Genomic DNA, 24,258 nt, shown 5'->3' on the forward strand with positions numbered 1-24,258 from the left:
GCACGCTTAAGCAAAGGAATCCGTCATGATCCGCAAATCCGTCGTGCTTCTGTGTGCAACCCTGGCTCTGGGCACCCTGTCCGGCTGCGCCACCTGGTTCGATCACAATTCCCGCACCCAACGCGGCACAGTGGTCGAATACCTTTACCCGAAGGGCGACAAGCCCATCCTCGCCCCCACCGTACCCGAGCTCCGCCTGCCCCTGCGGGTCGGCATCGCCTTCGTCCCCGGCGAGCGCTTCGGCGACCTGAGCGAAGCCGAGCGCGACCAGCTCCTCAACCGGATCAAATCGGCCTTCGCCAATCGGCCCTACATTTCCGCCATCGAGGTCATCCCCAGCGCCTACCTGCGGGCCGGCGGCGGTTTCGACAACCTGGAACAGGCCGCCCGCATGTTCAACGTGGATGTCGTCACCCTCTTGTCCTACGATCAGGTCCAGTTCAACGACAGCAACCGCCTGTCCCTGCTTTACTGGACCATCGTCGGTGCCTACCTGATCAATGGCGACCAGTACGACGTAAACACCCTCGTCGATGCCTCGGTATTCGACGTGAAAAGCCGCAATCTGCTCTTCCGCGCACCCGGCACCAGCCAGATCAAGGGCAGTTCGCCAATGGTCAAGTTCTCGGAAGCATCCCGTGCCGCGCGCAGCGAAGGCTTCAGCCAGGCCATCGACAGCCTGATTCCCCAACTCGACAAGCAACTGGAAACCTTCAAAGTCCGCGTAAAAGAAGAGAAAGTCGCGCGTATTGTCGAAAAACCGGGTTACAGCGGCAGCCACAGGGGTGGTGATACCGGTCTTGCCGGACTTGGCCTGATCGGCGTCGCCGCCTTGCTCGCCCTTGCCCGCCAGCGTCGTGGTGGCTGAAAACCGCCTGCTTCTGGTCGCCCTCGGGTTTATCGTCGTGGCCAATCTGCTGCCCGCAGACCTGATGGAGTTCAACAGGCCGGCCATCCTCGGCGGCCAGTTGTGGCGTCTGTGGACCGGCCAGTTCTGCCACTGGTCCACGCTGCACCTGGCCGGCAACCTCGCCGCCATCGCCGGGCTGGCCCTGGTGGCCGGCAAGCCGATCTGCCGCTGGCTGGTTCTGTTGCCCGTCGCGGCCCCGCTGCTGTCGCTGTTTCTGCTGGCCACCACGCCGGAAATGGAACATTACCGGGGCCTGTCCGGACTGGTGGCGATGCTGGTGGTCGGCGCTGCGGTCGAAGGCGGCACGATCGGGTGGATCCTTGCCATCGCGTGGATCGGCAAGCTCACCTTCGATATTTTCAGCGGCACACCATCACCACTACTGCCCGACGGTATCGTCACCAGCTGGCAGTCCCATGTAGGCGGCCTGCTGCTTGGCCTCCTCGCCGCTGCCGGCTTCCGGCTGCGCGACACCCGGAAGCCTTCCCGCCCATGAATCGACGTCATTTCCTGTTCGGCACGTTGAGTGCTGCAGCACTGTTCGGTTCCGGCGGCACGGCACTGGCCCGCCATACCGTCTGGAACCCGTGCCGCGCCAACCTGCCGCCCGACATCGCAAACCACGATATCGTCCGCTCGGCCTGGCAGGGCCTCGACCCCACCAAGGTGTGGGACTGCCACGCCCACCTGGCCGGCATTGGCGACGGCGCCTCCGGCATCGAGATGAATCCACGGATGCTCAGTCCGCTCCACCCCACCGAATATCTGCAGCGCCTCTTCTACCTCAACGCCGGCTGCGCCCACGAGGCCCCCGGCCGGGTAGACCAGAGCTACGTGGAACGCCTGCACAACCTGAGCGATGGCATGGCACCCGGCTTCAAGCTGCTGCTCTTTGCCTTCGAGCGCACCCACAACAGCAGCGGCCAGCCTCGCCCCGAACTCACCGCCTTTCACGTCCCCAACACCTACGCCCGCGACGTGGCGCGCGCGCATCCGGCGTACTTTGAATGGGCCTGCTCGATCCACCCCTACCGGCCGGATTGCGTCGAGGCCCTCGAAGCCGCCACCCGCGATGGCGCGCGCGCCGTGAAATGGCTGCCGCCGGCGATGGGAATCGATCCCGCCTCCCCCGCCTGTGACCGTTTCTACGCCGCCCTCGCCCGCCTCGACCTGCCGCTGATCAGCCACGCCGGCGAAGAAAAAGCCGTCCATGGCGCCGGCCAAGCCGCTTGGGGCAACCCGCTGCGCCTGCGCCGGGCCCTGGATCACGGCGTGCGCGTAGTCGTCGCCCATTGCGCCAGCCTTGGCGAGGACCACGACGAAGATCAGGGCACTCACGGGCCGAAAGTTTCCAGCTTCAGCCTGTTCGCCCGCCTGATGCGCGAAGCCCGTTACGAAGGCAGGCTCTTCGGGGACATCTCGGCGATCACCCTGCGCAACCGCCAGCTGGGCGTCATCCGGACCCTCCTCGAGCGGGACGACTGGCAACCGCGCCTGCTCTTCGGCACCGACTACCCGCTGCCCGGCATCCTGCCGCTGGTATCCCCCCGCCGGCTGGCCGCCGAAAAACTCCTCGACGCCGCCGCCGTGCCGGTGCTGGAAACCCTCCGCGAGCACAATCCGCTGCTTTTCGACTTTGTCCTCAAGCGCCAGCTGCGCTCAGGCAAACATCACTTTTCCGCCAACGTCTTCGAAACACGCCCCTTTTTCGATCGGAAACCCGCATGAGTTCCCAGTTCCATCTCCTCCGCGAGCAACGTTTCCGGCCCTTCTTCCTGACCCAGTTCCTCGGCGCCTTCAACGACAACCTGTTCAAGAACGCGCTGGTCGTGCTGCTCACCTTCCAGGCGGCCAGCTGGACGACGATCAAGCCGGAGCTCCTCGCCAACCTGGCTGCGGGCATTTTCATCCTGCCCTTCTTCCTGTTCTCGGCAACCGCCGGCCAGCTCGCCGACAAATACGACAAGGCCTATTTGACGCGACTTGTGAAGGTGCTCGAAATCGCCATCATGGTCGTCGCCCTCGCCGGCTTCCTGCTGCACAACCTGGCGACGCTGTTCGGCGCCCTGTTCCTGCTCGGCTGCCACTCGACCCTCTTCGGCCCGGTGAAATACGCCCTGCTGCCCCAGCACCTGCACGAGGAAGAACTCGTCGGAGGCAACGCGCTGGTGGAAGCCGGCACCTTCGTCGCCATCCTCATCGGCACCCTGGTCGGCGGGCTGCTCGCCGCTGCCGAATATGGCGATCTATGGATCGCCGGCGGCGGCATCCTGGTCGCCATCACCGGCTATTTCACCAGCCGCGGCGTACCGCCGGCCCCCGCGCCCGAACCCGGCCTGAAGGTCAATCCGAATCCATTCACCGAAACCTGGCGCAACATCGGCTTCGCCCGCGAAAACCGGCCGGTTTTCCTGGCAATCATGGGCATCTCGTGGTTCTGGCTGTACGGTGCACTGTTCCTGGCCCAGTTTCCGGCCTACGCCAAGGGCGTCCTGGGGGGCGGCGAAGGCACCGTAACGCTGCTGCTGGCCACCTTCACGGTGGGCATCGGGCTCGGTTCCCTGCTGTGCGAAAAACTCTCCGGCGGCCACGTGGAAATCGGCCTGGTGCCCTTCGGCTCCATCGGCCTGACCCTTTTCGGGCTCGACCTGGCCTTCGCTTCGCCGGCCGTGCTGCCCGCCGGTGCGCCGCTGGCCATCGGCGCTGTGCTGGCCCAGCCGGGCATGCTCCGGGTGCTGCTGGCCCTGCTGATGCTCGGCGTTTTCGGCGGATTCTTCATCGTGCCGCTCTACGCGATGATGCAAAGCCGTTCCGCCGCCGGCCACCGGGCCCGGGTGATCGCCGCCAACAACATCCTCAACGCGCTGTTCATGGTTACCGGCGCGCTGGCTGCCGGCGCCCTGCTCGGCGCCGGCCTGAGCATCCCGATACTGTTCGGCGTGGCAGCCCTGATGAACGCGGCGGTGGCGCTGTACATTTTCCGGCTGGTGCCGGAATTTCTGCTGCGTTTCATCGTCTGGCTACTTATCCACAGCGTGTACCGCCTGCGCACCGAGGGCCTCGAGCACATCCCGGAAAACGGCCCGGCAGTCATCGTGTGCAACCATGTGAGCTTCGTCGATGCGCTGGTGATCGCCGCCGCATGCCGGCGCCCGATCCGCTTCGTGATGGATCACCGCATCTTCCGCTGGCCGGTGCTGTCCTTCGTGTTCCGCCATAGCCAGGCGATTCCCATCGCTCCGGCCAAGGAAGACCCGGCGATGATGGATGCGGCCTTTGCCGAAGTGTCGGCGGCGCTGGCCGCCGGCGAGCTGATCGGGCTGTTCCCGGAAGGAAAGATCACTGCCGATGGGGAGCTGTGCCCCTTCCGCCCGGGCATCGCCCGCATCCTCGACGCCAATCCGGTGCCGGTCGTGCCGCTGGCCCTGCGCGGACTGTGGGGCAGCATGTTTTCGCGCAAGGACGGTCCGGCACTCAGCCGGCCCTTGCGGCGCGGCCTGTTCAACAAGATCGAGCTGGTCGCCGGCGCACCACTTGCGCCGGAAACGGTAAGCATCCCCGGCCTTCAGGTGCAGGTGGCAGAACTGCGTGGCGACTGGAAATAGGACAAAAACTACAACCCTGTCCGCACCTCGAAACGCAGTACGGCCTTGTCCGCTCCGTCAAACAGCACCAGATGGCGACCCTCGATCTGCCACCGCACGACCCTCTGCAACAGGCTGACGAATCCGGCTTCTTCCTTCATGCCAGTTGCGCAGGCCATTCTGCTTGCGGCGAGCAGGCCGAACTTGAGCTTGTCACCATCCAGCGTGTAAGTCGTCATCAGGCGGTTACACCCCCCGCTGCCACCAAGCCGCTTGTCCTTGAGCAAGATTTCGGCTGGACGGGCCCGACTGCCGGGTGCTACGGCAACCCCATCCTGACTGACCAGCGTCCAGGGCGTGTCTTCCAGCGGCACGGCCGACGTAGCGGAAATCCCGCTACAGGCCTGAACCAGAAGGGCAAAGGGCAACGCGGCGAGCAAGGGGCGTATCGACATGAGAAACCTCCGCTGAAACTGTGGATAACTCAGGCGCCCTGGGCGGCTGCCAACTCAGCGTCCTTTTCGCGCGCCCACAACAGTGCCGGCCGGGCGTTGACGCGCTCGGCGTAGGCGCGCAGCACCGGCAAGTCGGGCACCAGACCAAACTGCAGGGTCCAGCCGAGAGCGGTTCCCCACAGCACATCAGCCGCGCTGAAACGCTCGCCGAGCAGCCAGGGGCCTTTTTCAAGCTGCGCCACCAGCGTCGCCAACATGGTGTCGAAGTCGCCATAAGGCGACAAACCCTTCGATGACGCCTCATGTTTCATGGCCCGGTCGACCACTGCCGGCTCATAACTGGAACCGTAGAACACCAGCCAGCGCAGGTAGGCGCCGCGCAGCGGGTCGCCCATTTGCGGTGCCAGACCGCTTTCCGGGTAGAGATCGCCCAGATAGATGACGATGGCCGGCTGCTCGGTGACCAGGGTTTCCCCGTGCACAATGGCCGGCACCTTGCCCATCGGGTTGATGGCCAGATAGGCAGGCTCACGCTGCTCGCCAGCCTTCATGTTGAGCACCTTCAGTGCATAGTCGGCGTCCAGTTCGCGCAATAGCGCGAGGATGCCCGAGGAGCGGGTGTTGGGGGAATGAAAAAAGGTAACGCGACGATCCATGCTGAATCTCCTTCAAGAGCCGGTCGCAGGCAGCTTAGCCCATGACCGGCGACGGGCCGTCAGCCCAGGTTCTGCAGGGCAAATTCCCAGTTGATGAGCTTGTCGATCAGCGCATTCACATAATCGGCACGACGATTCTGGTAGTCCAGGTAATAGGCGTGCTCCCACACATCGATGGTGAGCAAAGGCTTGAGGCCGGCCGTGAGGGGCAGCTCGGCGTTGGCGGTCTTGACCACCTTGAGCTTGTCGCCATCGGCCACCAGCCAGGCCCAGCCACTACCAAACTGGCTCATGGCAGCGGCGGCGAGTTCCTTCTTGAGGGCATCGACGCTACCAAAAGAGGCTTCGATCTTCTGCTTGAGGGCCGCCGGCGGTTCACCACCGCCATTCGGGCGCAGGCTCTTCCAGTAGAAACTGTGGTTCCAGGTCTGGGCAGCGTTGTTGAAGATGGCGGTTTTGTCGGCCTTGCCGGCCACCGCGGCGATGATCTTGTCGAGGGACAAGTCAGCCAGATCCGAACCGGCAATCAGCTTGTTCAAGTTATCCACATAGCCCTTGTGATGCTTTCCATAGTGGAAGCCCAGGGTGTTGGCGGAAATAACCGGACTCAAGGCGCTGTCTGCATAAGGCAGGGACGGCAGCACGATGGGACTGGCGGCGCGGGCGATCGCAGGAACGCCGCCGAGGGAGGCAAAGGCAAGCGCGCCCAGCGAAGCACCCAGAAACTGACGACGACTAAAGCCGGCTGGCGAATCAGAAAAAACCAAGGAAGGCATGCGATATCTCCGGTTGGGAATCGATGAGTCCGGATTTCGTGAGGAGAACCCGGTCCGCCATTATTAGCCAGTACGGCAGGCTTTTGTCATCGATCCGTGCAAGCGGAAATTACGTCTGCGGATAGACCGTCCGCAAACTCAGCGTGAGTGTGGTGTCACCGCTGGAAAACCAGATCTGACCGTCCTGGATGGTACAGCTGAGGTTCATGTTGCGCTCGGCCAGCGCAGCGAGTGCCCTGGAATCTTCCGGTGCAAGGGAAAACACCTTCAGGTTGCCCAACTTGCCAAGGGTGGCCGCGTCCTTCTGCCACCAGAGATCCACCACCCGGCCACCATAGGCGAAAACGATCACCTCATCGGCGCGGCCGCAGGCACGACGCAACAAGCGTTCGTCGGGCAGGCCAACTTCAATCCACTGGATTTCGCGACCGGTGTCGTCGCGCACCCAAAGGGCGGGCTCGTCCACGGTCGAAATGCCGCGACCGAACTGCAGGCGCTCGTCGGCATTCAACGCAAAGGCGAGGACACGCACCATCATCCGCTCGTCGGTTTCAGAGGGATGTCGGGCCAGGGTCAGGATGTGCTCGGCGAAATGCCCCCGATCCAGGTCGGAAACAGTGAGATTGGCGCGAAAAATGGTGGATTTGAGAGCCATGGCGATCGTCGGGCTGAAAAACAAAAAACCGGGCACAAGGCCCGGTTCGAAAAGCTGGCTGGCCGGATTACTTGCCGACAGCAGCCTTGGCCTTCTCGGCAGCTTCCTTGGCGGCATCAGCGGTAGCGGCAGCCGCATCCTTGCCGGCTTCCTTGGTCGCGGCAGCAGCATCCTTGGCAGCAGAAACGGCGTCCTTGGCAGCTTCCTTGGTCGCGTCAGCGGCGCTCTTCGCAGCGTCGGTGGTCGCGGTCGCTGCATCCTTGGCGGCATCCTTGGTGGCTTCGGCAGCCAGCTTGGCGGCCTCAGCAGCCTTGTCGGCAGCTTCCTTGGCAGCGTCTACAACGGGGGTCGGAGCCGGAACGGGTGCTTCTTCCTTCTTGGAGCAGGCAGCAAGGGCGAGGGCAATCAGGGCAGCAACAGCAAGGGAACGGGTATTCATCGGAAAGTCTCCAGCGGGGGGTTGTTCAACAAGGAATTCAACCGGACGAAAATCCGTCCGCATGCACTATGCGCGCGCCATCCTAACGCACCAGGATGCAGGAAGGATGACCTTCACACAAAAAGAAAAAGGCCCCATGGGGCCTTTCCTTGAAACCTGACGCTGCGGAATCACTTCACCCGGGCGCGGTATTCGTCGGTACGGGTGTCGATTTCGATCTTGTCGCCGATTTCCACAAAGGCCGGAACGGACAGTTCGAAGCCGCTGGGAAGGATGCGGGCCGGCTTCAGAACCTTGCCGGAAGTGTCGCCCTTGACGGCCGGTTCGGTGTATTCGACTTCTCGCACGACGGCAGTCGGCAGATCCACGGAGATCGCCTTGCCGTTGAAGAACACGACTTCGCAGGGCATGCCGTCGATCAGGTACTTGAGCGCGTCGGTCATGTTTTCAGCTTCGACTTCGTACTGCTCGTAGTCGGCGTCCATGAACACGTACATCGGATCGGCAAAGTAGGAGAAAGTCACTTCCTTCTTGTCGAGAACGACGACTTCGAACTTGTCGTCAGCCTTGTAAACCGACTCGGACGGAGCGCCCGTGAGCAGGTTCTTGAGCTTCATTTTGACGACAGCGGCATTGCGGCCGGACTTGTTGTACTCGGCCTTTTGAACCACGAGGGCATCGGCGCCCACCATGATCACGTTGCCGGAGCGGAGTTCCATTGCGGTTTTCATGCTGTTTCCTGCTTGCTGAAGTTTGCGCGGCACGTGCCACGGACAATAGGTAACTTATTATTCTAGCGCAACTTTACAGAATTGCACTAACTGGCTGGCCAGATCGTCCACCTCCTGCAGCTTTGCCGACCACCGCTTGGCATGGCTAAACAGGGCGGGCAGTGCTGCCAAAAAGGCTGGCCAAGCTTCGCCGATGCCTTCCCCGCGGTTCCACGCCAGCCAGAAATCCGTCAGAGCCCGCGCCACTTCCGGGTCGAGTCCGGCTCGGTAGCAAGCAAGGAAAGCCTCCAGTTTTTCCAGATGGGCGCCCTCCTGCTGGGCGTAGATGTGCCAAACGAAGGGTTTTTCGGCCCACTGGGCGCGCACGAAAGAATCTTCCCCGCGCACGAAATTGAGATCGCAGGACCACAGCAGCTCGTCGTAGCAGGCTTGTTCGACGAAGGGCAGTATCCGCACAGTCAGGCTGTCGCGGATCAGACGGTCACCGGCACGCAGACCACTGACTCCGAATTCCGCTGCCACCCCAGGCAGTATCCGCCCCTCCGGAACCAGGCAGGTAACCCGCGAAACACTGCGCGACCAGGCATCGAAGAGCTCCGGCAAACCGGCGTTTTCATAGGAAAACAGGGAAACCCGCAATTCTTCGGGCTCGGGCGGGGCTAAATCGAGGGCATCCCAGAAGGCTTGCGGCGAAAAAACGGCCCGGCGCGCCGCGTAATCGGCCTCGCGGATCAAACCCCCCGTGTTCGCTTCCAGGCCTGGAAAGAAAAAATGCTGGGTCAGCGGCAGGCGCGGATGCGGTGAGGGCATGCGATGGCAGCCACTCACCCACTCTTCAGCACTCAGGTATTCGAGATTTACCCACACCGGTCTCGGCGTGCGCCGGGCCATGGCCTCCAGGAAAGATTCCGGCAAAGAGCAGGCAAAAGCCGCAATCACGACTTCGCCAGGATCAACCGACGACAGTGGATCGCCCCACTGGCGGATCTCGACACCATCAATGAACTGCCTGGAGGCTGCCGGATCAAGAGCCGGAATCAGGCGACGCGTGCTTTTCAGGTCATCCACCCACAAGCGGACGGCAATCCCGTGCTCGGCCGCCAGTTGCCGCGCCAGCCGCCAGCACACACCGATGTCGCCAAAATTATCCACAACAACGCAGAAAAGGTGCCAACGGGATGGCGCCGGAACGGAAGGGTCTGGAGTCTGCGAAAGAACTGACAAAGCTGGGGATAAACCGGGAAAAGAAGGCGAATGGATTGTGCACAAAGCCCTTCGATGAAGCGAGGTCAAAATTGCTCAACAATCCCTCCACACACCGTACAGGGTCTTGCAGACAGCTTTATAAACCGGATAACTTTTTGAAAAAAATGGACTTTAAGTACTTATCCACAGAAAACATCCGAGCGTAAACGTTAACAGTATTTATATATAAACAAAAAACAGTAAACAAATCCCTTACCCACTAAAACCACGCCCTCCTCAAGAACTTCCTCTGTTTTGGACAACAGAGGTCTATCTGCTTGATCCGAAAATCGTCCAGGCACTGAACAACATTCCTTGGGGTCCTGAAGACAAATTTGCAGGGTTCGTGATCAGGTTGTGCAGATCGCAGACACTCACAAACTGTCTCCAAAACTTGGTTTGGCGTTCTGCCTGTGCACAACTTGACGGTTAACTTCCGCAGAAATTGTGGACAAACCAGGTAAACCGCGCAGGCGCAAAATTGCTCCCCAATCTGTCCCAGTCTTGATCCCCCCTCTGTCCAGAGCTTTTTCCCACTTCCATCTCAATGAAAAAAAAGGGGTTTACCGGGTTATCCACAGAAAAGGCCTGTACACAGTTAACATAGTCTTATATATATAAACAAAAACATAAGAACAAACCTCCTCAAGACTTTTCCCCAAAACCTGTCTTCAGCAGGAAGGGCAAAGTCATACGGGTTCATCCCTAGACCAGACTTCACGGACCTCCCCCATAATCCCGATCCGTCCTGTCTGCAGGCATGCCACTTCATGTCCGACCGTCGATTTCCCCGGCTTCTGACTCACCCCTATTTGTTGCTGACGCTGACTGTCCTGTTTTGGTCAGGCAACATGGTGGTGGGACGTGGACTGCGTGAAGCGGTACCACCCATGAGTCTGGCTTTCGGTCGCTGGATCCTGGCCCTGCTGCTGACCCTGCCCTTCGCCTGGCCCCACCGGCACACCCTGCGCGGGCTGAATGCCGGCCAATGGGGCATCCTGCTGGTCCTCGGTGTGCTGGGCGTCGGGGCTTACAACACGCTGGCTTACCTGGCCCTGGCCCACACCACCGCAACCAATGCGGCCCTGCTGAATTCCTTCATTCCGATCGCGATCATCGCCATCTCGTGGTTCCTCGGGCACCGGGCCACGCGGGTGGAGTCGGTCGGGGTGGCGCTGTCCTTCATCGGCGTGATGACCATCGTCAGCCGTGGCGATCCGGCCGTGCTGGCCGGTTTGAGCCTGAATGTGGGCGATTTGTGGATGCTGGCGGCGGTACTGTCATGGGCGCTGTACACCCTTGGCCTCAAGTGGCGTCCGGCGGGTGTGCACCCGATGGCCCTGCTGGCGACCTTGACGGTGATTGGTCTGGCGGTGCTGGCGCCTCTCACCTGGCTGGAACTGGCTGGTGGCGTACAGCTGCATCTGAGTCCGGCAGCACTGGCCGGAGTGGCCTACACCGGGATCTTTCCGGCCTTTCTCGGTTATGTTTTCTACAACCGGGCAGTGGCCGAAGTCGGTGCCTCGAAGGCCGGGCTGTTCATCCACCTGATGCCGGCTTTCAGCACGATCCTGGCTACGCTGTTCCTTGGCGAGGTACCGCGGCTCTACCATTTTTCGGGAATTGCGCTGATTCTTGCCGGTATCTGGCTGACGACGGGTTTCAAGAACCGCTAAACTCCGCGCCTGACTTCCGGAGCAGCCCTTGCATTTCGAACACCTGATTGCGATCAACGATCCGCTCAATGCCTTCATCGAGCCCCTGGCCGTGGAGCAGGTCTGGGAAGGCCTGATGTACCGGGTGGAGGAGCCTTGTGTGTTCCTGCCCGGGCTGGATCGCTGCGAAATTTTGTCGCGTAGCCACGAGGGGGTGGAGCGCGCGCTGTACTTCGGCAGTGCGCACATCCGCGATACGGTCACCTTCGTGCACCACGAGTGGGTGTGTTTCGAGTCGGCTGCGAATGCCGAGCACGCGGGTGGCAAGCTCACCATCCGCCTCGAGCAGCCCGATCCGAACAGTCTCTACCTGCGCTTCACCTACTCGACGTCCCTGCCGGATGGCATGAGTGCTGGTGAAGGGCTTCAGGTGTCGGAATTCGTCAAGGCCGCGTACCGGGAATCGGACGTGGATACGGTCCGCATCATCCGCATGATCGCGGCCAACGGCCGCCCCCAGTAGCCAAAAAAACAAGGAGATACCATGAAGGTCGCACGCCCCGAGATCCGTTCCTTCCAGCCGCCGGTCCGTACCCTGATGGGGCCCGGACCGTCCGATGTGCCGCCGCGGGTGCTGTCCGCCATGGCGCGGCCCACTGTTGGCCACCTTGATCCGGCCTTCGTCGGCATGATGGACGAGCTGAAAAGCCTGCTCCGCTACGCCTTCCAGACCGAAAACGAGCTGACCTTCCCGGTCTCTGCCCCCGGCTCGGTGGGCATGGAAACCTGTTTCGTGAACCTGGTCAGCCCCGGCGACAAGGTCATCGTGTGCATCAACGGCGTGTTCGGCCAGCGCATGGCCGAGAACGTGCGCCGGGCTGGCGGTGTGTTGGTGATCGTCGAAGATCCGTGGGGCGCCCCGGTCGATCCGGCCAAGGTCGAAGAAGCCTTCGCTGCCAATCCAGATGCGGCCCTGTTTGCCTTCGTGCACGCCGAAACTTCCACTGGTGCGCTGTCCGATGCGGCTACGCTGGCGGCGATTGCCCGCCGTTACGGTGCGTTGACGATCATGGATTGCGTGACGTCCCTTGGTGGCGTGCCGGTTTTGCTGGACGCGTGGGGCATCGATGCGGCCTATTCGGGTAGTCAGAAGTGCCTGTCGAGCACCCCTGGCCTGTCGCCGGTGAGCTTTTCACCGGCCGCCGTCGAGCGCATTCGCGCCCGCAAGACGCCCTGTCCGAGCTGGTTCCAGGATCTGAGCCTGGTGCTCGGCTACTGGAGTGGCGCCAAGCGCACCTACCACCACACGGCGCCGGTCAATCCGCTCTACGGCCTGCACGAATCGCTGGTGATGCTGGCTGAAGAAGGCCTCGAGGCGGCCTGGCAGCGTCATCGCGACAACCACCTGCAGCTGCGTGCCGGCCTGGAAGCCCTCGGCCTGAACTTTGTGGTGCGCGAAGATGCCCGCCTGCCCCAGCTCAACACCGTGTGGGTGCCCGAAGGCATTGACGAAGCGGCGGCGCGCACGCGTCTGTTGCAGGAGTTCGGCCTGGAAATCGGTGCCGGCCTCGGTGTTCTGGCCGGCAAGGTGTGGCGTATCGGCCTGATGGGCCATTCCAGCCGGCAGGCCAATATTGCCCTGTGCCTGGCGGCGCTCAAAACGGTGATCCAGCGTTAAATTTGCCCTGACAAACCTCGTACTGATACGAGGTTTGTCAGTCTTTCCCGACAGACAGTAATGTCACTTTCTGTGAAGCTGGAAGCGTCTTCAAGGTGGGGCATCCCGTCCTGCCATTTTCTGGCTGAAAGTCCTTTCTTCTGTCGGTTTCCTGTCTCTCCAAGCAGCTCGCCCGTCATACCTGGGCGCTCAGGATCACGCTTGCGTACGTGCTCGTGGCGACCCTGTGGATTCTTTTTTCCGATCAACTGATCGGCCTGGTTTTTCACGATCCGCTTGTACTTGCCGTGGCTGGCACGCTCAAGGGCTGGTTTTTCGTGGCGGTGAGTGGTGCTTTTCTTTATCGCATCCTCAACAGCCTGGAGCGAAGCCACAGGGACGCGCTGCTGCCCCTGCCGGAGACGGCTCGCCCCGGGCAACTGATCACGGTGTTCCTTGTTCTGACTGCAGTGCTGGTACTCAGTGGCGTGCTGATCTATTCCAGTCTGGCGGAGTCGATTCGCCGGCAGCAGGTGGAGGAATTGGAGGCGGTCGCCCAAATCAAGGCTGGTCAGGTGGCCGAATGGGTCGAAGCACGCCGTGCTTACGCGGTGGATCGTTCCCAGGGACCCTTCCTGATGGATGTGCTGGAGACGTGGCAGCGTAGCGGGGATCCGCAGATCGAAGCCCGGCTGAGCGCGCGCTTGCAGCAGGATCAGCATTCCCATGCTTATGAGGCCATCGAACTGGCGGATGCGGATGGCAACAGCCTGCTGACGGTGGGCAATTTGCGGCACAGTGCGGATCAACTGCAGGAAATCACCCGGCGGGCGCTGCAATCGCCTACACCGGTTTTAGCCGATCTGAGCGCGATCTCCGGTGACAGCAGGATCCATCTGAGCTTTGCAGCCCAGGTTCGCGATCACACCCGTCCGGAGCGTCCGGTTTTCGGCGTGATGGCCTTCACCCTCGATGCCCGGCGCGAGCTTTTTCCCCTGGCGCAGGCCTGGCCGCGCAAATCGGCCTCGGGGGAAATCGTCATCTTGCGTCGAGAGGGGGACCAGGTCGTGTTTCTCAACGATCTGCGTCATCGCTCGCCAGGCCAGACTGCACTGAGTTTTCCCGTCGATAGCCTGCTCCCGGCCGCCCAGGCAATGCGTATCGGGCCGGGTAATTACGCGGGGCCGGATTATCGCGGGGTGCCGGTGCTGGCTGCAGCGCGGGCGGTATCCGGGACACCGTGGATGCTGATGGCCAAGATCGATCAGAACGAGGTGTTTGCCAGTGTGCGTGGTCTGGCCATCGCGAGTACGGCCATCGTCGCGTCGATTGTTGCGGCGCTGGCGCTCTTTCTCGGCATGATCTGGCGCCAGCAACGTCTGCGCGAGGCACTGGTCCTGCGTCACAGCGAGGACAGCTACCGTTCCCTGTTCGAAAACATGCTCAACGCGGTGGCTCACTGCAAGCTCATTTACCGGGATGGTCGGCCGGTTGATGTGGTCTTCCTGCGGGTCAATCCAGCTTTCGGTGAGGTTACCGGCCTCAAGGTGATCGTCGGCCGTACTCTCAGCGAAGCCTTGCCTGGTCATCCGGCGACGAGCGCGGAACTGCTGGCGGCGCTCGACCAGGTTGTGCAAACCGGCCAGCCGGCTCGGTGGGAGCAGTATTCCGTGGCGCTGGCACGTTGGTTTTCGTATGCGGTGTTCCGTCTGGCGGAGGGTGAATTTGTTGCCGTTTTCGACAATGTCACCGAAAACCGGCGCATCCAGGCGGAACTGGAGGGGCATCGGGAAAAGCTCGAAGACATGGTCAAGGCGCGCACCCGCGAGATCGAGGTACTTAACGACGAGCTGGTTGGCAAGGCCGCCGAAGCCCAGGCAGCCACCCAGGCCAAGAGCGCTTTTCTGGCCAGCATGAGCCACGAGATCCGTTCGCCGATGAACGCCATCATCGGCATGGCCCACCTGATGCGCCGGGCTGGCTGCGATCCGGCGCAAACCGAGCAGCTCGACAAGATCGACAGTGCAGCCCGGCATTTGCTGGGTGTGCTCAACGACATTCTGGATCTGTCGAAGATCGAAGCCGGCAAGCTGGTTCTGGAAAAGCGTGATTTCCAGCTGACAGGCCTGATCCGGCTGATCACCACGGTGGTGGGTGAAGGCTTGCGCAGCAAGGGTCTGGGCTTTCGGGTGGATCTCTCGGGGATTCCCGAGTTTCTGCATGGGGATGAAACACGCTTGTCCCAGGCCCTGCTCAACTACCTCGGCAATGCGGTCAAATTCACCGAAAAGGGTTACATCAGCCTGCGCGGTCGTCTGGTCGAGGAGAATGAGCGGGAGGTCTTGCTGCGCTTCGAGGTTGAGGACACCGGGATCGGGATGAGCGCTGCGCAGCAGATGCATCTGTTCGAGGTTTTCCAGCAGGCCGACGATTCGATGACCCGTCGTTTTGGCGGTACAGGCCTGGGTCTGTCGATCACCCGCCGCATTGCCGAACTGATGGGCGGCAATGTGGGGGTCGACAGCGAACCCGGTGTTGGCAGCACTTTCTGGATCACCGTCCGGCTTGGCAGGGGCGTTGTGGTGACATCAGAACCTGTCGCGACGGTATCGGCCGAGGAGTTGCTGGTGCGCTATTTCCACGGCACCCGGGTGTTGCTGGTGGAGGATGAGGCCGTGAACCAGGAGGTTGCCCTGAGCCTGCTGGCTGATGTCGGCCTGGCTCCGGATGTGGCTCAAAACGGGGCCGAAGCGGTCAATCTTGCGGCGGGTGGAGGTTATGCGCTGATTCTGATGGACATGCAGATGCCGGTCATGGATGGCCTGGAGGCAACGCGCAGGCTGCGGGCTTTGGGTTGTCGTACGCCGATTCTGGCCATGACTGCCAATGCCTTTGCCGAGGACAAAGTCCGTTGTCTGGAGGCTGGAATGAACGATTTCATCACCAAGCCGGTGGACCCGGACGCGCTGTTTGCGATGTTGTTGCGCTGGTTGTCGGAACAGCCCGGTGCCAGTGCTGTTTGAGGCCGTTCAGCGCACGCTGAGGCTGATGCGGTCATAGCTGCCTGTGTCGTCGAGCACGGTGATGTCGTAGTGTCCCGGTTCGGCAAGTCGTTGTTCGAACCCCTTGCCGGCAGCCAGGCGGGCGCTGGGGCGTCCGTTGACCAGCCACACCACCTCCCCCCCCGGACCAGGCCCGCCAGCCTGACCACGCACCTCCAGGCGCAGCAGGGGGGCATTGCCACCCACGGGGCGCCGCAGGATTTCTCCATCGCTGGCGCCGACAATCTTCAGGCCGCTCTCCGGGCGTGCCTGGCCGGCACAGGATGCGACCCACGCCGGCGGTATCGCGCGACGGCGCAAATCTTCGTCCAGCCAGGGTTCCAGTACCGCTGGCCAGCGTGCCATTGGCCGCGTGGCAAGGGGCCCGGTGTGGCAGTTAGCACGGGCGCGCAGCTGGCTGTCGGTGGTGATCTGGATCGCGTAGCGCGCTTCGCCGCCGCGCAGACGGTCGGGAAAGGTGGGCGGGGCAGCGTCGTTGAGGGTCCACGCCAGCCGGCTTTGCTGGCAGAGGCTGGCGTCCTCGTGGCTGGCCCGCGTGCCGAGGGGCCAGCAAATGCGCTCCTGTTTCACGTTTGGCGGGGGTGTTCGCCGGCCCGGAGGGCCGGCGTCGAGGGAATTAAACAAATCGACCAGCAGCGGTGCGGCGATATTGGCGCCGAAGAAGCCGGGATTCGGCGTGCCGTCCGGTCGTCCGATCCATACCCCGATGGTGAATCGATCCGATACGCCCACCGACCACGCATCGCGAAAGCCGAAGCTGGTGCCGGTCTTCCAGGCGATGCCGCGGCGGATGCCGGCGCCACTTTCCACCGCCCGCCCCATCGGGCCGCCGGATTCGAGCAGGTCGCGGATGATGAAGGCGGCCCCGGCCGACAGCATGCGCTGCTCTTCCACAGGCGCGTCCGGCGTGTAGCGGGGCTTGCCGGCAAGGCCTTGGCGGGCGAAGGCGGTGTAGGCGCCAACCAGTTGTTCGAGGCTGGTGCTGGCGCCGCCGAGGATCACTGCCAGGTTGGGCTCGCCGCCCTTCGGAAATTCCAGTTTCAGCCCGCCCCGCCGCAGCAGCGACACGAAGCGCACCGGGTCGAGGCGCTCCAGCACCTCCACCGCCGGCACGTTGAGCGATTTGGTGAGGGCTTCGGCGACGCTGACCGGGCCGTGGAAGGATTGCTGGAAGTTGCCCGGCTGGTAGCCGGCGAAAGATTGGGGCACGTCGGCTAGCAGGGATTCGGAGTGGATCAGGCCCTCGTCGAGGGCCAGGCCGTAGAGGAAGGGTTTGAGCGTGGAGCCCGGCGAGCGCTGGGCCCGCACCATGTCCACGTGGCTGAAGCGTTCCTTGTCGGTGAAGTCGGCCGAGCCGGCGTAGGCGCGGACTTCGAGGGTCGCGTTATCCACCACCAACGCCGCCATCGAGACCCGCGCCGGCAGCGCGCCGAGGCGGTCGGCGAGCAGCAGTTCGACGGTTTGCTGGGCTTGCGGGTCGAGGGTGGTGTCGATGCGCGGGCGGCCGGCGGCGGTTTTCTTCAGGCGTTCGGCCAGCAGCGGGGCGAGCAGTGGTTCGCGCAGGGTCTGGGCGTAGGCGGGTTCCTGCAGGGCGTCGGTGATGTCGGCCTCGGGCCAGCTACCGTGCATGCGCTGGATGACCTTGTCCCGGGCTGCACGGGCAGCGCTGGGGTGACGATCGGGGCGCAGCAGCGACGGCGCCTGGGGCAGCACCACCAGCAGCGCCGCTTCAGCGTGGCTCAGGCGGCGGGCCGGCTTGCCCAGGTAGGCGCGGCTGGCGGCCTCGACGCCTTCGAGCACACCGCCCATCGGTGCGTAATTCAGGTACAGGGTGAGGATTTCGTCCTTCGACAGGCGGGCTTCGAGCTGCACGGCACGGAGGATCTGGCGGGCCTTGCCGGCGACGGTGCGCGGCGTCGGTTCCAGAACACGGGCGACCTGCATGGTGAGGGTCGAGCCGCCCGAGACAATGCGGCCGCTTGTTGCCCACTGGCCGGCAGCACGCAGCAGGGCGAAGGGATTGACCCCGGGATGCCAGCGGAAGTAGCGATCCTCGTAGCGCAGCAGGGCTTCCCGGTAGAGGGGCGAGACTTCATTGAGCGTGACCGGGTGACGCCACACGTGATTGCGGTCGGGGAAGGCGCGCAGCGGCGTGCCGTCGCGGGCCACGATGAGCAGCGCGTGGGGCGAATCGCGGCCGGGTAGCGGGGGCGGGAAGAGCCGGTCGGCGATCAGCAGCGCCAGCAACAGCGCGGCCAGGCCGTAGCGGAGGAGTCGAAAGCGCGGGGTAACAAGGCTGGGTGACATGGGCGTTCAGGCCTCAGTGGGCCAGCCCGGGATAGGTGAATCCCGTGAAGTGGACCAGATTCACGCTGAAATGGGCGATGACGGCCGCTTCAATGCGCCGCGTTCGCGCGTAGATGAGGGCATAGCCGAGCCCGGCAAGTCCGGCGAGGCTGGCGTAGAGGAGGCCTCCCGACAGATGGACGGCGCCGAACAGCAGCGCCGGAAGGAGGATCGGCAGCGGCCGGGCCCAGGGCCGTGCGGTACAGAGCCGATGCAGTTTTTCCTGGATCAGGCTGCGGAAGAAGGTTTCTTCGGCAATGCAGGTGAACAGCAGGTTGATGGCGATGAACTGCCAGCCGAAGTCCGGCCATTTGAAATCCGGCCGGACGAAGCCGGACAGCCAGGCGCCGCCGAGCGTTGTCAGCACGATCAGTGCGGTAAGCGGCAAAATGCGGGCGATCAGCTGCCCGAGTTCGCGCCGGGATTCGACCCGCCGGGCAAAGAAGGCGAGCAGAAACAGCCCCGCTGTGGCCTTGTCGAAGCCGGCGCGCAGGGTGAAGGGGCGTGCGTCCGGGCTGGCTTGCCAGCCCTCGACGATGGGCAAGGCCCGAAAACCCGGCCAGGCGTGCAGGGCCAGCAGTAGCGCCAGGATTCCCGCCAGCCAGCTGGCGGCGAAGGCCACGCCCCGCTCCTGGCGTTGCGATGCCAGGCAGGCCAGGGCCAGCAGACCCAGCCCGCCAAGCGCCGGAAAACTCACAATATCTGCGGCCAGTGCGCTCGCACAGGCGCCGGTGAAAATCAGGCTCCAGGCGGGCACGGCCAGCGTTCCGAACCGGCAGGCCACCGGCCACCAGACGGCGGCAATGGCCAGCCCGAGCAGGATGAAGCTGGCTTCAGCGAGAGAGATCACGGCAGCAGCAGCCTGTCAGGGCGCGGTTTTCTCCTTGCCGTCGATGACCGTCAGGCTGCCCTCCCCTTCCGCCAGCCCGTAGGTGTCGGGCCGGTACATGTCTTCGGCGTAGAGGGGCGGGAAGACGAACTTGCCGGGCGTGACCACCCGGGCGCGGTAGAACAGGTTGATCTCGCCCTGCAGGCGCACCGCGGCGACGAAGCGGTCGTCGCGGAATTCCACGTGCTGGATGCGCCGGTCGGCCATGGCGTCGGCCGGGTCGATGCCGGCGATGCTGACCGAGCCCATTTTTTCGCCCTGCACGATGTTGAGGTTTTCGATCTCCAGCCCGGCCGGGATGCGATCAACCACCAGGCCGTTGCCGACGAGGATCTTCGGCTTGACCTGGAGGCGCACCAGCACGCTTTCGCCGACTTTCAGCGGGCGCTTGCCGATGGGTTTGCCGTCGCCGTCGTAAAGCTCGCGGCTCAGGGCGATGGCATCGCTGCGGGCGGCAGGCATTCTGGCCGGATTGCCGCCGATGGACAGTTCGACGAAGAGCTTGTCCTTGTGGGTGTTGCGGATGGCCAGATCGTTGGCGAGGCTGGCGGCATCGACGGCGCGGATCTGGCTACCGGGGCCACTCACGGTTTCGGGCTTGGTGCTCCCGATTTCGGCGCTCCAGGCGATGCCCTTGTCGCGGGTGCCCAGTTCGCGGCCGATGAGGAACAGGGCGAGTTTCTCCTGGGTGCTGGTCCAGGGGTTTTTCTCCAGTTCGGTGGCGGTGATGGCGACGAGGTTGGCGGCGCCGGCGGCGCTAATCTTGTGGCGTTGCAGCAGGGTGTAGGACAGGGCCGCGTCGCGCAGCGGGCTGCCGTAGTCGCCCCACCAGTAGCCACCGTCGCGGGGTTTGGCGATGCCTTCGGCGATGGCCGTGGTGGCGCGGCCTTCGTCGCCCATCAGTTTGAGGGCGATGCCGAGCTGGACCAGGGCCAGGCCGGAGTGGGCCTGGGCGCGCAGTTCGTAGAGCTGGCGCAGGGTGGCCAGCGGGGCCTTGGATTCCCGCGCCAGCACGTAGGCGCCGTAGGCAAGCACGCCGAAGCGGCCGTTGCCGGCGTAGTGGCGGTCTTGCCAGATGGCGTTTTCGTTGTAGACCGGCTTGGCCGAGGGCAGACCGGAAACGCCTTCCTGCAGCGCGCGCAGCAGGAAATCGGTGGCCTTCTGCTGCATCTGGACCGGCACCGTGAAGCCCTGTTCGCGGGCGTCGAGCAGGAAGTGGGTGACGTAGGACGACAGCCAGTATTCGTAGTCGGAGACATTGCCCCACAGGCTGAAGCCACCGTTGGGCGCCTGCATGGCACCCAGCCGGGCGATGGCTTTTTCGAGCATTTCGGCGCGCTGTTCGCGGGTGAAGGGCTTGAGGCCGAAGCGGCGGGCGGCGTCTTCATCGACGAACACGTGGGGGTAGGCGGTGCTGGTGGTCTGCTCGGTGCAGCCGTAGGGATAGACCAGTAGGCCACGAATGGCGCTGCGCACGTCGATGGGCGGCTGATCCGACAGGGCGAGATGGGCTTCCACCGAACTCCGCAGGAAGCCGCCGGTTTCCGCGTCCTTGAGGTTGAGGGTTTCGCCGGGGGCGAGGGTGAAGCGGCGACTGATCTGCTGGCGCGGCGTGGGGGCCTGCACCTGCAGCGCGAACTGGCGGTTCAGCTTGAGCGGCCCGCCGCTGACATTCACCTGCACGCTGGCCAGACCGAAGGCGCTGCCGGCCTCCACCGGAAAGCGCAGGGTCTGCCGGCGCTGGTCGGGCAGCGTGAGGCTGGTGCTGGCGTTGTTGATGCGCAGGCCGTCGGGGGAGCTGAGCTCCACCTTCAGTTTCTGCTCGGCACCGGACAGGTTGTGCAGGTCGAGGGCGATCACCGCGCTGTCGCCCACGGTGAGGAAGCGCGGTGTGGATAACTCGGCCACCAGCGGGGCGGCCACCACCACTTCGGTGTCGGCGCTGCCGAACTGCTCCGGCGTGGCGACCACCGCCATCAGGCGCAGGCTGCCGTTGAAATCGGGCACCTGCAGGGTGACTTCGGCCTCGCCCTGCTCGTTGAGGCTGACCGGGCCGGAGAACAGGTCGATCAGCTTGACCTTCTTGGGAAGGCTGTTGGTGGGCTTGGGCGCCGCGTCGCCACCGAACTTGAGCTTGCCCTTCTTGCCGGTCATCTTTTCGATGAGACGGCCATATACGTCGTACTGGTCGGCCCCGTAGCGCAGCTTGCCGAAGAAGTGGCCGTGGGGGTCGGGGCTGGGGAAGCGGGTGATGTTGAGGATGCCCACATCCACCGCTGACAGGGTCAGCACGGCTTTCTGGCCCTTGGCGGCGGGCACTTTCACCTTAACCTTGAGGGGCGTTTCGGGGAGCATCTTTTTCGGTGCATCCAGGCTCACCGCCAGCTTGCGCTCGCTGCGTTCCAGCGGCAGATGGGCTAGGCCGAGGGCCCGCGCCGGGGTGACTTTTTCACCGGCGCTGCCGGGGCGCAGCACCATCACCGACACGTAAAGATCGTGGCGGCGCCATTCCTTGTCGAGCGGGATGTCCACGGTGGTGGCGCCATCGGGCACGGCCATGCGCTTGCTCCACAGGGTCCGGTCGCCTTCGATGCTGATCAGGGCCTGGCCGCCGTGGGGCGGGCTGATGGTGAGTTTTGCCGTGTCACCGTCCTTGTAGGCCGGCTTGTCGAGCTTGAGGGCGACCCGGTCGGGGCGGATGCCCTGGTCTTCGTCGTTGCGGGCGCTCCAGCCGGCGTAGAAACGGTATTTGAGGGTCTTGCCGGTTTCCGGGTCGCTGATTTCCAGGCGATAGCGGCCGTATTTGACCGGCATCTGCAGCTTGCCGCGGCCGCCGACGGGAAGGGTGACGCTGCTGGTGGCGACCAGTTCTTCGGTTTCGGTGAAGCCGGAATGCCAGCCACGCTGGTCGTCGAAACGCCAGTAGTAGTCGCGGTTTTCGCGGAACAGGCGGGCCGGCAGCGTGGCGGCCTTGAGGGCGCCGTCGCGGTCGGCACGGATCACCTCGAAGGGCGCCTGGCTGCCTTCCCGGGCGTAATCACCGGTAAACAGCGGACGCACGCCAACCAGCACCGGCGCCGGCCAATAGACGCGTTCGACCGAGCGGATCACCGGGCGGCCGCCGCTTTCCAGCAGGCTGAGGGTGGCGCGCACGGTGAAGGGCGACTGGCGTTCGGCAACCGGTGCCAGGTCGATGTCGAAACTGCCCTTGCCGGTATCGTCGAGGCTGCTTTCGTCCAGTTCGACGCGGCTTCTGGCGCTGTCTTCGTTGGCATCGCCGAACTCGAAGTCGGGGAGCTTTTGGGCCAGCGGGTTCTTCTGGCGTTCGTACTGGACGATGCCGAGCAGGCGGTTGCCGGCAGCCGGGGCGCCGTAGAGGTAGCTGCCCTGCACGGCCAGTTCAAAAGGCTGTTTCGCGTCGAGGCTGGGGTGGGCCGGGTTGAGTTCGAGCTTCATGCGCTCGGGCAGGAATTCCTCGACGCCGAAGCGGTAGGTGTTGGTGGGCAGCTTGTCGGCCGGGTCGGCGCGCAGTTCGAGTACCCAGGCGCCGGTCGGGGCGTCAGCGGGTAATTCGATGGGGCGGCGGTAATAGCCGCCAAAGCCGGCATCCGGCTGCCAGCTGGCGGTGAACTGGCTCTTGCCGTCGGGACGCTTGAGGATGGCCTGTACCGGCTGGGGCGGCACCGGGCGACCGTCGGCGTCACGGGCCAGGACAGACAGCTCGAAGCGTTCGCCGGGGCGGTAGAGGTTGCGGCCGGACCACGGAAACAGGCGTACGGCCCGCCCGGGCAAGCCGGCGATGTCGAATTCGGACAGATCGAGCGCCGGCTCGCGGGTGGCGATCAGCGATACCTGCTGGCCCTGGCGAGCGAGGATCACGCGGGCGTCCTTCGGGCGTTCGGCGAAACTGGCGCGGCCGTCGCCGTCGGTTTCGCCGCGGGCCAGCACCTTGCCAGCCTGGTCGAGCCACTGGATTTCGACATTGCGCAGGCCTTTGCCGTCGGTCAGGGAGCTGACCACCGCGTCGGCGCCCTTGTCGAACAGGCGTACGTGCAGGCCCAGGTCGCTGACGTAGAAATAGCTCACCTGGTAGTCGTAGCGGAAGCGGTTGGGCTGGCTCATCACGGCGATGTAGACGCCGGGCTCCTTGAGCTCCTTGATGTCCTCGACCGGGATGAAGGTGACGCTGCGCCGGTTGGCCTGCTGTTCGGTGACGAAACGGCCGGAATAAACGCTGTCGGTGAGGCTGTGGAGGCTGTCGAGTTCCCAGTTGCCGACGGCGCCGCGCAGGTTCAGGCGGCGGTTTTCGTAGTCGTATTCTTCGCCTTCGTCCTCTCCTTCGGCTTCGGTGCCCGGCGCGGGCTTGGGCGCCCTGGCCTGACTGATGACCCGGTCGAGAAAGCGCGGCAATTGGTCGGGCCGGACCCGCAGGAACTGGATGTCCACCTCGGGCACATTCACCGTGACGACCGGCAGGCCGCCGTTCTGCTTGGCCGGCAGGACCATGCCGCGGCTGGCGAAGTAGTAGGCCGGCGAGACGGCGGCGGTGCGGATCGACAGGCGGGATTCGGCATCGAGCTTGCCATCGCCGCGAGCCGGCAGACCGGCCGCCACCTTCACCACGTAGCGGGCCTGGGGCTTGATGTGCGGGAAGAACAGCAGGCGCGGATTGTCGCCGACTGTCCAGGCGCCCTTGACCTGCTTGCCGCCGTCGGTGGCCACGTCCTTGGGATCGGTACTGACCGGAGCGGCGGCCTGGGCGTTGGCGGTCTGGCTGTCGCCACCTTCGCCATCGTTGTCGCCGTCAGTGCCGGTGCCGGTCACCTCGCCGTCCCGCGGGGGCATCTCGAAGACCTGGATCTCGCCGTCGTAGGCGTGGCGTGGGTCGAGGGGCAGGCTGAAGGTCAGGGCGAGGGCCGGGGAACCGTCGAAATCCCGGTTGGCCAGCTCGACCAGGCGGAAGGGGCCATTGCTGCCGTCGCTTTCGTCGCCGGGGTTCGAGCGGGTGAAAAAGTAGAATCCGGCGGCCAGCGTGATGGCCAGTGCCACCAGGACAGGAATCAGGGCAAAGCCCCGGCGGGTGGAGGCGATCACGGGCGACTTCCTTTCGAGCTGGCGCCACTTCGCACCGGCTTGCATGACGGGGAGATTCAGCCGCCAATCTACCCGAGGGCAGGCCTGGCGGGAAGGACGAGCGC

At 63.9% G+C, this 24,258-nt stretch carries 18 protein-coding genes; 8 read left to right on the top strand and 10 right to left on the bottom strand.

What is annotated here, in order from left to right; all coding sequences use genetic code 11:
* The first annotated feature begins 25 nt into the window (after positions 1-25).
* From rhlP to ETQ85_RS11065, 4 genes are read left to right on the top strand one after another with little or no spacing between them, the layout of a single operon-like run.
* The gene (gene rhlP / locus ETQ85_RS11050) at positions 26-868 is read left to right on the top strand and encodes a rhombotarget lipoprotein (protein WP_148579110.1); all 843 of its coding nucleotides are present in this window, start codon (positions 26-28) and stop codon (positions 866-868) included.
* Positions 843-1,406 (top strand): rhombosortase, encoded by a 564-nt coding sequence (rrtA, locus tag ETQ85_RS11055; protein ID WP_148579111.1) that lies wholly within the window; start codon positions 843-845, stop codon positions 1,404-1,406. The genes rhlP and rrtA overlap by 26 nt, the downstream gene beginning before the upstream one ends.
* The gene (locus ETQ85_RS11060) at positions 1,403-2,638 is read left to right on the top strand and encodes an amidohydrolase family protein (protein WP_148579112.1); all 1,236 of its coding nucleotides are present in this window, start codon (positions 1,403-1,405) and stop codon (positions 2,636-2,638) included. The genes rrtA and ETQ85_RS11060 overlap by 4 nt, the downstream gene beginning before the upstream one ends.
* Entirely contained in the window at positions 2,635-4,515 is a 1,881-nt protein-coding gene (locus ETQ85_RS11065; protein WP_148579113.1) for an MFS transporter, read from the top strand. Before ETQ85_RS11060 ends, ETQ85_RS11065 begins: the two co-directional genes overlap by 4 nt.
* 8 nt (positions 4,516-4,523) lie before the next feature.
* Here ETQ85_RS11065 and ETQ85_RS11070 read toward each other — a convergent pair whose 3' ends face one another.
* From ETQ85_RS11070 to earP, 7 genes are all read right to left on the bottom strand, one after another.
* Entirely contained in the window at positions 4,524-4,949 is a 426-nt protein-coding gene (locus tag ETQ85_RS11070) for an META domain-containing protein (RefSeq protein WP_148579114.1), read from the bottom strand.
* A 29-nt stretch (positions 4,950-4,978) separates the two neighbouring features.
* Positions 4,979-5,605: a glutathione S-transferase family protein gene (locus tag ETQ85_RS11075; protein WP_148579115.1), complete on the bottom strand. Its 627-nt coding sequence runs from the start codon at positions 5,603-5,605 to the stop codon at positions 4,979-4,981.
* 59 nt (positions 5,606-5,664) lie between these two features.
* The gene (locus ETQ85_RS11080) at positions 5,665-6,381 is read right to left on the bottom strand and encodes a superoxide dismutase (protein WP_148579116.1); all 717 of its coding nucleotides are present in this window, start codon (positions 6,379-6,381) and stop codon (positions 5,665-5,667) included.
* A 109-nt stretch (positions 6,382-6,490) separates the two neighbouring features.
* Positions 6,491-7,036, bottom strand: coding sequence for a YaeQ family protein (locus tag ETQ85_RS11085; protein WP_148579117.1), 546 nt, complete (start codon positions 7,034-7,036; stop codon positions 6,491-6,493).
* Positions 7,037-7,103: 67 nt separating this feature from the next.
* Positions 7,104-7,475 carry a hypothetical protein gene (locus ETQ85_RS11090; protein ID WP_148579118.1) on the bottom strand — a complete coding sequence of 124 codons (372 nt, stop codon included), beginning with the start codon at positions 7,473-7,475 and terminating at the stop codon, positions 7,104-7,106.
* Between the two features lie 170 nt (positions 7,476-7,645).
* The gene (efp, locus tag ETQ85_RS11095) at positions 7,646-8,206 is read right to left on the bottom strand and encodes an elongation factor P (RefSeq protein WP_148579119.1); all 561 of its coding nucleotides are present in this window, start codon (positions 8,204-8,206) and stop codon (positions 7,646-7,648) included.
* Positions 8,207-8,263: 57 nt separating this feature from the next.
* Positions 8,264-9,475, bottom strand: a complete 1,212-nt coding sequence (gene earP, locus ETQ85_RS11100; RefSeq protein ID WP_425473124.1) for an elongation factor P maturation arginine rhamnosyltransferase EarP — start codon at positions 9,473-9,475, stop codon at positions 8,264-8,266.
* Positions 9,476-10,221: 746 nt separating this feature from the next.
* On the opposite strand from earP, the gene ETQ85_RS11105 reads away from it, so the two are divergent.
* The 4 genes from ETQ85_RS11105 (at position 10,222) to ETQ85_RS11120 (ending at position 15,786) form a co-directional block, all read left to right on the top strand.
* Positions 10,222-11,127 carry a DMT family transporter gene (locus ETQ85_RS11105; protein ID WP_148579121.1) on the top strand — a complete coding sequence of 302 codons (906 nt, stop codon included), beginning with the start codon at positions 10,222-10,224 and terminating at the stop codon, positions 11,125-11,127.
* Between the two features lie 28 nt (positions 11,128-11,155).
* Positions 11,156-11,629 carry an SRPBCC family protein gene (locus ETQ85_RS11110; RefSeq protein WP_148579122.1) on the top strand — a complete coding sequence of 158 codons (474 nt, stop codon included), beginning with the start codon at positions 11,156-11,158 and terminating at the stop codon, positions 11,627-11,629.
* Between the two features lie 21 nt (positions 11,630-11,650).
* Positions 11,651-12,784, top strand: coding sequence for a pyridoxal-phosphate-dependent aminotransferase family protein (locus ETQ85_RS11115; RefSeq protein WP_148579123.1), 1,134 nt, complete (start codon positions 11,651-11,653; stop codon positions 12,782-12,784).
* 209 nt (positions 12,785-12,993) lie between these two features.
* Positions 12,994-15,786 (top strand): ATP-binding protein, encoded by a 2,793-nt coding sequence (locus tag ETQ85_RS11120; RefSeq protein WP_148579124.1) that lies wholly within the window; start codon positions 12,994-12,996, stop codon positions 15,784-15,786.
* A 6-nt stretch (positions 15,787-15,792) separates the two neighbouring features.
* Here ETQ85_RS11120 and pbpC read toward each other — a convergent pair whose 3' ends face one another.
* Genes pbpC through ETQ85_RS11135 form a run of 3 tightly spaced genes read right to left on the bottom strand, consistent with a single transcriptional unit; the run spans position 15,793 to position 24,154 of the window.
* Positions 15,793-18,132: a penicillin-binding protein 1C gene (gene pbpC, locus ETQ85_RS11125; protein WP_148579125.1), complete on the bottom strand. Its 2,340-nt coding sequence runs from the start codon at positions 18,130-18,132 to the stop codon at positions 15,793-15,795.
* 13 nt (positions 18,133-18,145) lie between these two features.
* Positions 18,146-19,021: a CPBP family intramembrane glutamic endopeptidase gene (locus ETQ85_RS11130; RefSeq protein WP_148579126.1), complete on the bottom strand. Its 876-nt coding sequence runs from the start codon at positions 19,019-19,021 to the stop codon at positions 18,146-18,148.
* 15 nt (positions 19,022-19,036) lie between these two features.
* Positions 19,037-24,154 (bottom strand): alpha-2-macroglobulin family protein, encoded by a 5,118-nt coding sequence (locus ETQ85_RS11135; protein ID WP_246128742.1) that lies wholly within the window; start codon positions 24,152-24,154, stop codon positions 19,037-19,039.
* Between the last annotated feature and the right edge of the window lie 104 nt (positions 24,155-24,258).

Origin of the sequence: Zoogloea oleivorans, assembly GCF_008107625.1 — a bacterium.
Taxonomy (GTDB): Bacteria; Pseudomonadota; Gammaproteobacteria; order Burkholderiales; family Rhodocyclaceae; genus Zoogloea; species Zoogloea oleivorans.

Excerpts from the sequence above, each read along its gene's own strand:
- rhlP (WP_148579110.1), top strand. The coding sequence starts at position 26 with ATGATCCGCAAATCCGTCGTGCTTCTGTGTGCAACCCTGGCTCTGGGC.
- ETQ85_RS11060 (WP_148579112.1), top strand. The coding sequence starts at position 1,403 with ATGAATCGACGTCATTTCCTGTTCGGCACGTTGAGTGCTGCAGCACTG.
- ETQ85_RS11065 (WP_148579113.1), top strand. The coding sequence starts at position 2,635 with ATGAGTTCCCAGTTCCATCTCCTCCGCGAGCAACGTTTCCGGCCCTTC.
- ETQ85_RS11070 (WP_148579114.1), bottom strand. The coding sequence starts at position 4,949 with ATGTCGATACGCCCCTTGCTCGCCGCGTTGCCCTTTGCCCTTCTGGTT.
- ETQ85_RS11075 (WP_148579115.1), bottom strand. The coding sequence starts at position 5,605 with ATGGATCGTCGCGTTACCTTTTTTCATTCCCCCAACACCCGCTCCTCG.
- ETQ85_RS11080 (WP_148579116.1), bottom strand. The coding sequence starts at position 6,381 with ATGCCTTCCTTGGTTTTTTCTGATTCGCCAGCCGGCTTTAGTCGTCGT.
- ETQ85_RS11085 (WP_148579117.1), bottom strand. The coding sequence starts at position 7,036 with ATGGCTCTCAAATCCACCATTTTTCGCGCCAATCTCACTGTTTCCGAC.
- ETQ85_RS11090 (WP_148579118.1), bottom strand. The coding sequence starts at position 7,475 with ATGAATACCCGTTCCCTTGCTGTTGCTGCCCTGATTGCCCTCGCCCTT.
- efp (WP_148579119.1), bottom strand. The coding sequence starts at position 8,206 with ATGAAAACCGCAATGGAACTCCGCTCCGGCAACGTGATCATGGTGGGC.
- ETQ85_RS11105 (WP_148579121.1), top strand. The coding sequence starts at position 10,222 with ATGTCCGACCGTCGATTTCCCCGGCTTCTGACTCACCCCTATTTGTTG.
- ETQ85_RS11115 (WP_148579123.1), top strand. The coding sequence starts at position 11,651 with ATGAAGGTCGCACGCCCCGAGATCCGTTCCTTCCAGCCGCCGGTCCGT.
- pbpC (WP_148579125.1), bottom strand. The coding sequence starts at position 18,132 with ATGTCACCCAGCCTTGTTACCCCGCGCTTTCGACTCCTCCGCTACGGC.